The following is a 13,151-nucleotide window of genomic DNA, read 5'->3' as shown; positions in this document are numbered from 1 at the left end:
AACACACTCATCGCAATACGAACATTGTGATGTATAAGTCTCCATCATCTCGAATCAATTGGACTTGGAAAGGAATATTATTATACCTCTCTTTCAAGCTAATTTTCCATTGCTGACAAAGAGTCTCTGCAAAAGCTTCAATTTGATTATTTTGACTATAACTATCGACATCATTTTTCTTATTAATAATGAAGAAATCTTTAGGCTCGTACAAATTTACCATCTTTTCAATGGAAGACAAATCTGCTCCAAATTCTTCTTTCCAACCTTTATATGAACTAAGAGATAAACTGTCTTTAAAAAAATAACAGTTCTCATGACAGATTATTTCTGGATTGAAAAATTTTAAAAAAGAAAGAGCGTCTTCAATACTATATTTGTAATTTACGAAACTCCACCAAGTAAACTCTTCTCCATTAACTTCTCGAAATTCTATAAATTCTTTAATTAAATCGTTAGAAAACATTATAATCCCCTTTCTCAAGTTCAACTATTCTATCTGTCTTTTTCCGATTGATTCTTTCTAAATCCCTACTCGTCGAGAAGAAATCTAACAACAAAGTCATACCCCCGATAGCAGACATAAATCGAAATAAGGTACGAAAGAACTCATATAGAATCGTGGCGCCTCTATTAGTAACCAGACCACAATCAACTGAATAGCCTTTAAGACACCTGAGATGATTATAATCGAGTCTAAAGATACCTCAATTTGTTTTTCTCTCAAATTATCACAAATTCCTTCACCTAACATTATGAGCCCTTTCGATTCAACTTATCTAAGTTTTAAGTGCCTTGTTTATTCCATGTATAAGTAAAAGGTAGCCATAACATTCTCACCATTTTGATAAACTTTTCTATATTGCAACATTTCTAAAAATGTTCGTAAAAAAAATGTTGATTAATAAACAAAGGAGCATCGCCCCATCTAGGGACGATGCTCCTCTGATTTAATCGAATTGCTTATTCTTTATCCTCAGTCGATTCTTCTGTTTCTTCAGAAGATCCTTCAGAAGCTTCTTCTTCAGTTGAACCTTCTTCTGATTCTTCCTCTTCAACTTCTGCAACCGGCTCATTCACAGAGGCGATGTGCATATCTGGTTCCGAGACAATCGTGTACGATTTGTCTTCTGGAAGATCTGCTACCGTCACCGAATCACCGATTCCAAGCTCTGAGACATCGAGTTCGATGCGTTCTGGGATGTTGGCAGGTGTCGCAGCGACCGTCACTTTATAAAGTGACTGGGCGAGATATCCGCCTTCTTTGACGCCTTTCGCGTCGCCAACAAGGACGATATCCGCTTCAACTTCTGTCTCTTCATCCATCTTCACGGCCATGAATTCGACGTGCTGATAGAAGTTTGTGAACGGGTCCGTTTCTGATCCGTGCACGAGCGTATTGATTTTATTTCCATCGTAATGGAGTTCAATCAAGGCATTGTCACCATGGTCTCGGAGAATTTTACGAAGGTCCATCTCGTCAAACACGATTGGTGTGCTGTCTACTTTGTAGCCGTAGACGACGCCTAACGCTTTTCCTTCGTTACGCAACTTCGTGCGTAGTGATCGTGGGCGTAATTCTCGTTTTGATACTTGAAGTTTGTTCGTCATTTTCTTTTCCTCCTACATGGATATACATTTCATGTCGACATCTTGAGGGTGAGGCAGTGAAAAAGCCACCTCTCAACCTCGATGCGTTGAGTGACATGTGTATAGTTTTCCCATGTGGGCTCCTGCATAAACGTTACATAGTGTTAAAACAAGGTAACAAGACGATTACATGACGCGTTTAAATAACTTCTCAAGCTCATACGTGCTCCATTTCACGAGAATCGGTCGCCCGTGCGGACAGGTAAACGGAGACGTCGTACGACTCAAATCATCAATCAATTGTCGCATCATCTCCCTATTGAGTGGATGGTTCGCTTTGATCGATCGTTTACACGCCATGAGGATTGATGCTTCTTCGCGATATTTCGCGATGTCGATTGACCGCTGTTGAATGGCCATCTCCACCAGATCACGAATCGTGCCCTCTAAGTCATGTTGCGGATACCATGTCGGAATCTCACGGACAAGGAACGTGTTACCCCCAAACGGCTCTAACGTGATGCCTGCATCCGCTAGAAGCGGGAGCACTTCTTCGATAGCGAGCGTCTCTTCTTGCGTGAACTCTAACGTCAGCGGAATCAATAGAAGCTGATACTCTTTTTCCGGACGTCCTAACTGCTCATAAAACAACTCATACTTGATGCGTTCCTGAGCGGCATGTTGGTCCATCACGTACATCCCGTCTTCCGCTCCACAGATGATATAACTCGAATGCAGTTGCCCGATGACGTCTAACGCCGGAAGACGCTCCGACTGATGTACAGGCTCTTCGACCTGTTTTGGTTCAATCATCTCTGGTTCCGGTTCATGAACGAGCGGCGCCGGGTTCCACTGGGAGGGAGACGTGAGCGACTCTTTTCGCTCGCGAGGAATCGGATAGTTCCACTCGACCGGATCTGCCTGTTTAGGTTGGGGCTCCATCGAAAAGTCGAGTTTCGACTGTTCGGACGGTGTCACACGTTTCGGCTTCGGCTCTTGTTTCACAGACGGAATGAGACGTTGCTCCCGGAGCGTCAATTGAACGGTCTCTCGGATGAGCTGGCATAGTTCTTTTTCTTTCGACAAACGCACTTCACGTTTCGTCGGATGGACGTTCACGTCAATCAACATCGGGTCCATCTTCACTTCGAGCACGGCAATTGGATAGCGACCGATCGGTAAGAGCGTATGGTAGCCTTCAAGCACGCTTTGGGTCAGTGCAAAGTTCTTGATGCTTCGACCGTTTAAGATGAGAGTCACGTACTGTTTGTTCGAACGGGTCACTTCCGGGCGTACGAGATGGGCGCTCAGCGTATAATCGTTCGTCTTGCTCGACGCCGTGACGATTTGTGCGGCGACTTGGCGACCATAGATGGCAAGCATGACTTGTTTCAAGTCTCCATTCCCGTTCGTACGCAACAATTCTTTCTCTTCATGAAAGACGGTGAATCGAATCTCCGGATGAGACAGCGCTAAACGGTTCAACGTATCCGTAATACTTGCAAGTTCCGTTGCTGACGTCTTCAAATATTTCAGCCGTGCCGGTGTGTTGAAGAAGAGCTGACTGACCGCAATTTCGGTCCCGACGTTCGTCGCCGTCGGATTCGTCGCCTTGACGACTCCACCTTCAAGCGTCATCTCAAAACCATCCTCATCTGCTCGCTTTGACTTCAAGGAGACGTGGCTGACCGACGCAATCGAGGCGAGCGCCTCACCGCGGAAGCCGAGCGTCCGAATCCGAAACAAGTCATGCTCGTCCCGGATCTTACTCGTCGCATGCCGCAAGAAGGCTCGCGCCGCATCTTCTTCATGGAACCCATGCCCGTTATCTCGCACTTTGATTAGACGGATGCCCGCCTCTTGTAAGTCGACGTCTACTTTCGTCGCTCCCGCGTCAATCGCATTTTCGACTAATTCTTTGACGACGGAAGCCGGTCGCTCGACGACCTCCCCGGCTGCGATTCGGTTCGCGAGCTGTTCAGGTAACTCTCGAATGATTCCCATCGACTCACCCTTTCTTTGCGGTCTGTTGCAGTTCGTAGAGCGCCTGCATCGCTTCGATTGGATTCATTGCCAATAGATCGAGTTTGAGCAGCTGTTCTCGAACAGCGTCATGCGACTCGAACAATGACAACTGGCTGACTTCTTCCACTTGAGGTGGAGCAGATTGCTCGTTCAAAGCTGGTTTCGTTGCTTCCGATTCGAGTTCTGACAGAATCGTCCGGGCCCGGTCAATCAATGAATCCGGAAGTTCAGCCAATTCCGCCACATGAATCCCATACGATTTATCGGCACGTCCCGGATGCACTTCGTGGAGGAAGACGACTCGTCCATCCCGCTCAATCGCCCGGACATGAACGTTCTCAAGTGTCGGAATCGAATCTTCGAGCACTGTCAGTTCATGATAGTGCGTAGAGAAGAGTGTCTTCGCACCGATTGACGAGGCGATATATTCAACGATTGCCTGTGCGAGCGCCATCCCGTCATACGTCGACGTCCCGCGACCGATTTCATCCAATAGAATCAGACTATTGCTCGTCGCCTCGGTAACGGCTTGGCGCGTCTCGGTCATCTCGACCATGAACGTCGACTGTCCGCTCACCAAATCGTCCGCCGCACCGATCCGTGTGAAGATGCGGTCAAAGAGCGGGAGTTCCGCCGCTTCTGCCGGGACGAATGAACCGATTTGATGAAGGATTGCAATCAAGGCAAATTGACGCATGTACGTCGATTTACCGGACATGTTCGGTCCGGTGATGAGTAACATTTGACGTGTGTCGTCAAGCGTCAAGTCATTGGCGACATATTCGCCTCGCGGCAAGACCGTTTCAATGACAGGGTGACGCCCGCGTTCAATTTGTACATGCTTCGCTGTAATTGGACGCACATACTCCCGTTTCTCGGCTACGACGGCAAGGGCGAGGAGAACATCCAACTCACTGAGTGAACGGGCCAATTGCTGAAGTGCCTTCGTATACGTCTTCACTTCTTCGCGAAGTGCGACAAACAAATCATATTCGAGCGTACAGCTCTTCTCTTCCGCTCCTAAGATGAGCGCTTCCTTCTCTTTTAACTCAGGTGTAATGTAACGTTCCGCATTCGTCAATGTCTGCTTCCGTTCATAACGCCCTTCTTCGAGCAACTTCGCATTTGCTTTCGTCACTTCCAAGTAGTAACCGAATACGCGGTTATACCCGACCTTCAACGACTTGATGCCGGTCGCGATGCGTTCCTGTTGCTCGAGGTTGGCAATCCACGATTTCCCGTTCGCTTTCGCTTCTAACAGTTCGTCGAGCTCATCCGAATACCCGTGACGAATCATCCCGCCTTCTTTCGTCGAAATCGGAGGTGAATCGACAAGGGCAGCCCGAAGCTGTTCACTCAATGTCTCGAACGAGTCGAGCTTTTGTTCAATTTGCTGCAAGCGATCCGCTTTCACTGTTTGTAAGAGTGACCGGACAGAAGGCATCCGCTCGAGCGTGTCGCGAAGTTGGACGAGATCTCGCGCATTCGCCGTCCCGTACCCAACTTTAGCGACAAGGCGTTCGATATCGTAGACTCGCTTCAGCTCTTCTTGTAGTTGATCGCGCAACATGAAGTCGTCCACCAAGTTCTCGACGGCATCCTGTCGCTCTCTGATGCCTTGCTCTGTATAGAGTGGCTGTTCGAGCCAACGTTTCAACAATCGACCGCCCATCGCCGTTGTCGTCTCATCAAGGAGTGAAAGGAGTGACCCTTTCCGTTCCCCTGAACGAGCCGAACGGAACAACTCAAGGTTTCGGGCCGTGTTGGCGTCAAGTTGCATATGCTGTTCAACCTCATAGGCGACGGCTGGTTGCAAGTGGTCAAGTGAACGTTTCTGTGTTTTCGTCAAATAGGCAAACAGCAACTCAAATGCCGAGCGTTGTGCCTCATCTTTTGCACCTTGTGCGAGTGGACTATTCCGCTTGTCCACTTGAATCGAAAGTGGGATCCCGGTCTGTCGCAATAAATCAGCAAGTCGTTCATCCTCGACGATGACTTCGTTCGGAAGCAATCCTTCGATTTCCCGCAAGACGGCCTCTTCTGACGAGAGTGTCGTCAACCATGATTCCCCCGTCGTGACGTCACCGCGAGCAATTCCGAATCGCCCTGCGACGTCCGAGATGGCGACGAGATATCGGTTTTCTTTTTCACTGAGTGACGCCATATATGTACCCGGCGTGATCACTTGGATGACTTCCCGTTTCACGAGCCCTTTAGTTGCCTTCGGATCCTCCGTCTGTTCACAGATGGCGACGTTAAAACCTTTTTCAATCAATTGTTCAATGTAGATTGCTGCTGAATGATGCGGAACGCCGCACATCGGAATCGGATGCTCGGCCTGCTTTCCATTTTTAGAAGTGAGCGTGAGCTCTAACTCTTTTGCGACAATTTGTGCATCTTCAAAAAACAACTCGTAAAAGTCGCCGAGTCGATAGAATAAAAAGGCGTCCGGATAGTCGGCCTTGATAGAGAAATATTGTTTCATCATTGGTGTCTGATGGACTTCTTGCATGTTGATTCACCTCTAGAAAGTACAACAGCTGACCATCGGCCAGCTGTGTCGTTTTAGTATCCGCAGCCGCCGCGTGCTTGTTCAGCCGCCATGCCGCTCCCTGTCTTCCCTGCAAGGACGTCGCCGTCCGTCGATTCGATGATACGGTCCGTCACGGAGTTCGCGAGCGTGACCGTCACGTATTGAAGCAAATCGTTCACTTCGACTTGTGTTTCTTGGAACGCTTGAACGACGGGAATCGAGTCAAGTTCTTCCATCGCTTTATCAATCTTTTGCTCGACTTTCGCAAGTGCTTCCGTCTTGCCGTAGTGCTTACAGTTGACGGCTTCTTTTTGTAAGAACTTGATTCGTTTAATCAACGTCTGTACGCGGTCACTTCCGTTCACTTTCGCTTCCGCTTCTTTGAAACGCGCCACTTCTGGTGTTTGTGCTAATACGTCTGCCAATTCTCTTGCTTTTGCAATTACTTGTTGATCGGTCACCATTGTAAACCCCTTTATGTCTATAATGTAATCGTGCTCAATGGCACGTGAATGTTCTTTCTCATTCTAACATGAACGATTCGGAAACGGTACTAGCGGGATTCGTGGATTCACGTAACATATCGACGTGCGGAATGCTGTCTTCTTGATACACATCACTCGTCCGTTTGAAGCCAAACGATGCATAAAAAGATTCCACATACGTCTGCGCTTGCAGATATAATGTCTCATGACCGAAGTCCATGATTGCCGCATCCATCAAGAGGCGGGAATACCCTTTCCCTCGATGCGTCGCTTTCGTGACGACACGTCCGATGGCGACCGGAGATGCTTTCGTCAGCACGCGAAGGGCAGAGACGATCTCTCCATCTTCTTCTATCCAATAATGAATGGCTGCTACGTCCTTTCCATCCACCTCTTGATACGGACAGTTTTGTTCGACGACGAAAATCTCAGTTCGTAACGCCAGTAAGCGATACAACTCAATCGTTGTCAGTTCATCAAACGCTTTTTTCTTCATCATTATTCCCCCTAATCAATCGTCACCCCGAGTGCCCGGGCGACATGTAATCCGCTCGTCATCGCGCCAATCGTACCCGCTCCTGGAAATACGGTATCCCCGCACACAAAAAAGTTCGGCAAGTCGGTGCGATAACTCGCAGCGCGAAAGAGCGCCTGGCTAGGAGTCTGCGCATAACCTCCGACTGCCCCATGCGGTCGCTTCGTATACTTCACCCATGCCCCGGGTCCACCAGGAAGAAGTAGTGACGACTCGCGGTCCCAAGCGGGAAAAGCAGTTGCGACGACGTCGACGAGACGATTGGTCCAATCTTGCTCTAGTTTCTCATATGCCGCCCGGTCTTTCCAATGTTGCCATTCTGATAAATCGATATGTGTGGATACCGTGATGGTCCGTTCCGGTTTTTCTGTGCGCAACACGTCATCCGGCGCGGACATGGAAATGAACGCATGCCCACTGGGTAATCGTTCGTGATAGATTTGTTGAAACAGCGGTTTCTGTCGACACACATCCTCAGGCAAGACGAGATAGAGACTGAACGTGCCCCATTGCGACTGCTTCAATTGTCTGCGGTATTGTCGTTTGAAGCATCGTTGTTCTTGTCCTCTCAGAAGTTCGCTCGTCCGCTCAATCGGGATGGCGGAAACAATGACATCGACTAGTTCAAGTCGTCCTCTTCGATCGGTGATGAGCCATCCATCCGTCACTCGTTCGATGGACTGGACGTCTCTCCCTAATTTCGTCTCCCCACCAAACGTCCGTACGGCGCGCTCTAACGCATGAGCCAATTGATACAGTCCACCTTCCACATAGTACGCTCCTTCGTGATAGACTGACAGCGCCACTGCACCGAGTAAATGACTCGCTTCTTTCGCACCGGTCTGCAAACTGTCGAGCAGGACGCCATCGATAAATCGCTCGAACATTGTACCGTTTAATCCATGACGAGCTAACGTGTCACCGAGTGGCCGCTGGAGTTTGAGGAGCGTTGTGATTTGATTCGACTGGAATCCTTTTAATGCATAGATCATATCCGAGACCGTGCGAAGTGGAAGAGCAGGTAACTGCTGAAACAACGGACGAATCCTCTCAAAATCGCCCCACACTTCACGGTAAAACGCATGGATTGACCCATAATGCTCTGAGAATACGCGACTGAGCTCATCAAGCAGACGCTTGCGGTCGCGATAGTAGGTGACGGTGACGTCAGGCAGTTGAATGTCCATCACCGCGTCCAGTAACGTCACCTCGACCGATTCGCCCAATTTCTGAAGAACCCGCTGATGGACCCCTCCTCGTTCGAATCCCATACCGAGCGTTGCCCCTGCAGGAAACAAATATTCACCCCGTTGAAACTTGCCGGCACACCCACCCCATTCACGCGACGCTTCAAAGACGGTTACGTCATGTCCTTCTTGTTGCGTGAGCGCAGCTGCCGTCAATCCCGCAACGCCCCCACCAATGACCCCGATTTTCATGAACATCCCTCCTTTCTGTATCATACCCGCTCCTTTACAAAATTGAAGAAATGAATCGGTTTTAGAGATTCGGGATGTCTTTTAAAGGGTTCCCATTCTTTTATGCAGAAATAATTTACATCTAAAAAGGTAAGGTGATGAAAATGCGTAGTCGTGTCATGGTCTATTTGTTGATTCCCATCCTCATCTTTATTGGTATACTGATTACCCCACCTTCCGAGGAATCGCTCAAGCTTGCGACGATGACCGTCGTCAGCATCCAGGAGATGATTCCTTACGAAAAAGAGTATACGGCACAGAAAGTGCTAGAAGAACGATCAATGGACGACAAATCAGCCATCATCGAAGAATGGCGTCTCGAACAAGGAGCGAGGACGTCTTATAGTTATGTGCTCAGACTGAGAGGATTTGACCATGTGACACAGATTGATGCAGGCGCAGCCAACACGAGATCGGACGGCTATTACGCGATGCAGGCGCATAGCCCGATCTTTGAGACAGACAAGCCGGTGTCCACGAACTATCCGATCGTCGTGTTCAGTTCGGAACAACGTCTCGTCATCGGACAGATGGATGTGCGGGTCATTTACGAAGAGGACGGTCAATTGAAGAAATGGATTGTATTGGAGGATGAATAAGTTGAAAAATTATATACATTCGATGAGAGAGCTCATCGGTAACCGTCCTTTCATTATGGTCGGTGCTGCAGTAGCTGTACAAAATGATAATCAAGAATTTTTATTTCAACTAAGGAAAGATACAAAGGAATGGGGACTTCCTGGAGGGGCGATGGAACCCGGAGAAACAATTGAACAAACAGCACAAAGAGAATTGTATGAAGAAACGGGTCTCTCTTCCAACCAATTAACTTTAATCTCAGTTTTCTCTGGACCTGATTTTTTCTTTGAGTATCCAAATGGCGATCAAGTACATAATGTTACCCATTTATTCATCACTGACACAGTGACGGGCACGTTATGTTTAAACGATGATGAAGGAATAGATTTAAAATATTTTTCACTACAAAATCTACCAGAAAACATGGATGCACGGGCAAAGTTAATCTTATCGAGTCCATCAATGAAAGAAGTGACTATATGAAACGCATCATGATCATCGGTTCTGGTGGTGCGGGGAAATCCACACTCGCCCGTCAACTCGGTGAACGATTACATCTCGATGTCTATCATTTAGACGCCCTCATGTGGAGACCAGGATGGGTGATGGCACCAAGTGAAGAACGAATCGACATCCAACAACAGCTTGTGAAGAAAGATCAATGGATCATCGATGGAAACTTCGGGAATACGCTTGATTTACGACTGCAGGCAGCGGACACTGTCATTTTAATCGATCTTCCCCGCATCGTCTGTATATACCGTGTCCTTAAACGAGTCGTCCGATATCGTGGTACGACGCGACCGGACATGGGCGCATCCTGTGAGGAAAAACTCGATTTCGCATTCCTCAAGTGGGTTTGGAATTTTCCTGACGTTCAAAAGCCGGAGATGGTCAAACGAATCAAACAATATTCTCACGAGAAACAGATCATCTTCTTAAAATCTCGGAAAGATGTTGCAAACTTCATTCATCAATTAAAAAGGCAGGAATTTTTATGAACCCTATCCTTCACAAAATCGGCACCATCTTTATTCCGGTGAGTGATATTCAAAAAGCGCGTGACTGGTATTGTGATTTATTCGATCTTTCAACAAAAGGAGAAATCTTATTCGACCATTTATATGTCATTCCATTAGAGGGTACCAACCTCGTTTTAGATAGTAACATCTACTCAAAAGATAACATCATCCAGACACCACTATTTCACTTAAATACACACGATATTCATCAAGCTTATTATTATATGGCTCAACACGATATTGAGGTCATTACACCCATTGAGCATGAACATTGGTTCAATTTCAAAGATCTTGACGGGAACGTCATCATGGTATGCAAATGCTAACATCGGATCAAACCTTTAACTAACCTTATCAGGTTATTCAGGTCGATTGTATCGAAGATTATCTTTTGGAAATGAGCCTTTTTAACAAATAAATCAAGTTGTATGAGTAATAAGATTTGCTCCTACTTAGATGTGAGGTGATCATCTGTTTTTTCTTCAAATGTCTGGAACACCTGGATCAGGAAAATCCACATTGGCTAAGCGTATCATCCAACACGTACCCGCAGTCATCATCGATCATGATGTTTCAAAGACCGCCCTACTCCATACGCTTCCTGATGGCAACTTCTCGGATGGAGAAATCGGGAAGATGGCTTATGATGTCGAATGGTCCCTCGTCGAGTATCACCTATCACTTGGACAAAACGTCATTCTCGACAGTCCATGTCTCTATGATGAAATGCTCGATAAAGGGATAGCGATTTCCACCAAGTACGGAGCGACTTACCGTTATATCGAGTGTCGTCATGAAAATTACGAAGAAATTAACACACGACTTCGAAACCGTGTCAGACGACCGAGTCAAATTGATCAAGTTTCGTATGAGAATTGGTCTAAGATGAATGAATACTGCAAACGGCCTACTAAGCATTCTTACTTACAAACCTATACGATGGACAATCGAGAAATTCCGATTGAGCGAATTATGTCGTATCTGTTGAAAAACTAAGAAGAGAACGCTTTGAGATAGAAAGTGCTTCTCTTTTTAATAATTTTGTATATTTATGCTTTACAATTAATAATCATACATATACACTTAGTCTCATCTACAACAGGGAGGCATTATACACATATGAAAAAATGGTTATTAGCAGGTACACTTATGATGAGCGCAGTATTACTCGGTGCATGTAGTCAAGAGACAGAAGGTGAAGCGACAGAACAAAAAACGCTCGTCATGGGGACAAGCGCCGATTACTTCCCATATGAATTTGTCGATACGGCAAACGGAGATGCGATTGTCGGATTTGATATTGAAATCGCGGAGACAATCACAGAACGCCTCGGTTACGAATTGAAGATTGAAGATATGGACTTCGGTAGCTTACTCGGAGCCCTCAATAGCGGGCGTGTCGACTTCGTCATGGCCGGGATGACGCCAACAGAAGAGCGTAAAGAGAATGCCGATTTCTCAGACATCTATCTATCCGCGACAAACTTGATCATGACTAAAGACGAGTCCCTTCAGGCAATCGAAGATTTGTCTGGTAAGAAAATCGGTGTCCAAACAGCTTCGATTCAAGAAAATATCGCTAAAGAACAAGCACCTGACGCTGAACTCGTATCGTTGAACAAGATCCCTGAAATCGTTCAAGAGTTGAACACAGGTCGAATCGATGCAATGGTCATCGAAGACACGGTCGCACAAAAGTATTTAGACCAAGATGACAGCCTCTATACATTCGCTTTGAAAGAGGATGGCGAAAAAGGATCAGCTGCTGCCTTCAAATTAGATGATGAGTTACGCGACCAGTTCAACGAAGAATTGAACAAAATGATGGCGTCTGGCGAAATCGATGAATTGGTGAAAAAATGGTTCTCGATGGAGCCAACTGAATGAGACAAGTCGAGCTACCGATCTATCCCGTCGTATATCCGACGGGACATCGGTTAAACCAAAATGAAAGTCAATTCCCGTTACCTGACCGCATCAAGAATCAGCTTGATTCGTTGACGTATGATGACTTACACGAATATCCGGTCGAACCGATCAATGAATTGTTCGAACAATACGCTGCGTACGTTGGCGTCACACCCGAGCAATTACTCGTCGGTTGTGGGAGTGACGAGATGATTCATGTCGTGACGCAAGCATTGCTCGCACCACATGACATCGTCTTGTCTCCGGCACCTGACTTTTCGATGTACCCAATCTTCACGACTATCGCACACGGTCATCATGTTCAAGCCGTTGATTTATCGTATGAAGGAATGGTAAAGGCGATTGAGACGCATCATCCAAAGCTTCTTCTCCTTTCGAATCCGAACAATCCAACCGGGAAGCTTTGGACCGTAGAAGAGTTGACGCATCTCGCCTCAATCGTGCCATATATCGTGGTGGATGAGGCGTACATGGACTTCACACCAGATGCGAGCATGATCCCGTTCATTGCCACCCTTCCGAATCTCATCGTCCTTCGCACGATGTCAAAAGCGTTCGGATTGGCAAACGTACGAATCGGATTCATGGTGACAAACTGCGAACTCGCACACTATTTCCGTCAATTCATCCCGCCATTTAATATCAGCGGAGTGAGTGCTAAAATTTGCAATATCTTCTTAAAAGATGCGAGTTATCTTCAAGAAACAATCGAATGGCATGACGAGATGCGGCAAAAGTGGGCGCAAGCCTTCGAAACCATCGGTCATGTCATCCCTGCCACGACGAACTTTTTGTATGTCGAGCTCGAGCAACCTGAAGTAGTGTGGGCCCATTTTACTGACTTGAACGTACACACGTCGAAACAACCTACGGGGATTCGGGTGACGATCGGAGACGAGTCGGCGCTTCATCTTGTACATACAGCTATTCAGAAATACAAGAAAACAAGTCATGTAAAAAACTCCTGAACCTCGT

General features: G+C 46.8%; 14 protein-coding genes. 7 read left to right on the top strand and 7 right to left on the bottom strand.

Going from position 1 to position 13,151, the window contains the following annotated elements:
• Positions 1-7: 7 nt before the first annotated feature.
• From KNO70_RS10170 to KNO70_RS10140, 7 genes are all read right to left on the bottom strand, one after another.
• A complete protein-coding gene (locus tag KNO70_RS10170; protein WP_214684402.1) occupies positions 8-466 on the bottom strand; it encodes a hypothetical protein in 459 nt (152 codons plus the stop codon).
• A gap of 497 nt (positions 467-963) precedes the next feature.
• Entirely contained in the window at positions 964-1,611 is a 648-nt protein-coding gene (locus KNO70_RS10165; RefSeq protein WP_214684403.1) for a 50S ribosomal protein L25/general stress protein Ctc, read from the bottom strand.
• A 165-nt stretch (positions 1,612-1,776) separates the two neighbouring features.
• Complete coding sequence (mutL, locus tag KNO70_RS10160; RefSeq protein WP_214731106.1) at positions 1,777-3,594, bottom strand: DNA mismatch repair endonuclease MutL; 1,818 nt, start codon at positions 3,592-3,594, stop codon at positions 1,777-1,779.
• 4 nt (positions 3,595-3,598) lie between these two features.
• Positions 3,599-6,127 (bottom strand): DNA mismatch repair protein MutS, encoded by a 2,529-nt coding sequence (mutS, locus tag KNO70_RS10155; RefSeq protein ID WP_214757077.1) that lies wholly within the window; start codon positions 6,125-6,127, stop codon positions 3,599-3,601.
• Between the two features lie 53 nt (positions 6,128-6,180).
• Positions 6,181-6,612 carry a YlbF/YmcA family competence regulator gene (locus KNO70_RS10150; RefSeq protein WP_012726155.1) on the bottom strand — a complete coding sequence of 144 codons (432 nt, stop codon included), beginning with the start codon at positions 6,610-6,612 and terminating at the stop codon, positions 6,181-6,183.
• Between the two features lie 58 nt (positions 6,613-6,670).
• Positions 6,671-7,129 (bottom strand): GNAT family N-acetyltransferase, encoded by a 459-nt coding sequence (locus tag KNO70_RS10145; RefSeq protein ID WP_214812453.1) that lies wholly within the window; start codon positions 7,127-7,129, stop codon positions 6,671-6,673.
• Between the two features lie 11 nt (positions 7,130-7,140).
• A complete protein-coding gene (locus KNO70_RS10140; RefSeq protein ID WP_214812451.1) occupies positions 7,141-8,607 on the bottom strand; it encodes a phytoene desaturase family protein in 1,467 nt (488 codons plus the stop codon).
• A gap of 137 nt (positions 8,608-8,744) precedes the next feature.
• On the opposite strand from KNO70_RS10140, the gene KNO70_RS10135 reads away from it, so the two are divergent.
• The 7 genes from KNO70_RS10135 to KNO70_RS10105 all read left to right on the top strand — a co-directional run bounded on the left by KNO70_RS10135 (position 8,745) and on the right by KNO70_RS10105 (position 13,144).
• Positions 8,745-9,245: a hypothetical protein gene (locus tag KNO70_RS10135; RefSeq protein WP_214731098.1), complete on the top strand. Its 501-nt coding sequence runs from the start codon at positions 8,745-8,747 to the stop codon at positions 9,243-9,245.
• Positions 9,238-9,708 carry an NUDIX hydrolase gene (locus tag KNO70_RS10130; RefSeq protein WP_214731096.1) on the top strand — a complete coding sequence of 157 codons (471 nt, stop codon included), beginning with the start codon at positions 9,238-9,240 and terminating at the stop codon, positions 9,706-9,708. The genes KNO70_RS10135 and KNO70_RS10130 overlap by 8 nt, the downstream gene beginning before the upstream one ends.
• Positions 9,705-10,226, top strand: coding sequence for a DNA topology modulation protein (locus KNO70_RS10125; RefSeq protein ID WP_214812442.1), 522 nt, complete (start codon positions 9,705-9,707; stop codon positions 10,224-10,226). The genes KNO70_RS10130 and KNO70_RS10125 overlap by 4 nt, the downstream gene beginning before the upstream one ends.
• The gene (locus tag KNO70_RS10120; protein ID WP_214812440.1) at positions 10,223-10,573 is read left to right on the top strand and encodes a VOC family protein; all 351 of its coding nucleotides are present in this window, start codon (positions 10,223-10,225) and stop codon (positions 10,571-10,573) included. The genes KNO70_RS10125 and KNO70_RS10120 overlap by 4 nt, the downstream gene beginning before the upstream one ends.
• 160 nt (positions 10,574-10,733) lie before the next feature.
• The gene (locus KNO70_RS10115; protein ID WP_256441002.1) at positions 10,734-11,243 is read left to right on the top strand and encodes a P-loop nucleotide/nucleoside kinase family protein; all 510 of its coding nucleotides are present in this window, start codon (positions 10,734-10,736) and stop codon (positions 11,241-11,243) included.
• A gap of 123 nt (positions 11,244-11,366) precedes the next feature.
• On the top strand, positions 11,367-12,134 hold the full coding sequence (locus tag KNO70_RS10110) for a transporter substrate-binding domain-containing protein (RefSeq protein WP_078146790.1): 768 nt from the start codon (positions 11,367-11,369) through the stop codon (positions 12,132-12,134).
• Positions 12,131-13,144 (top strand): pyridoxal phosphate-dependent aminotransferase, encoded by a 1,014-nt coding sequence (locus KNO70_RS10105; RefSeq protein WP_214812432.1) that lies wholly within the window; start codon positions 12,131-12,133, stop codon positions 13,142-13,144. Before KNO70_RS10110 ends, KNO70_RS10105 begins: the two co-directional genes overlap by 4 nt.
• Positions 13,145-13,151: the final 7 nt, after the last annotated feature.

Source organism: Exiguobacterium sp. s181, assembly GCF_018617125.1.
In the GTDB taxonomy this organism is placed as follows: Bacteria; Bacillota; Bacilli; order Exiguobacteriales; family Exiguobacteriaceae; genus Exiguobacterium; species Exiguobacterium profundum.
The sequence above is the reverse complement of the archived record's forward strand: the minus strand, read 5'-3'. Positions and strand labels throughout refer to the sequence as shown.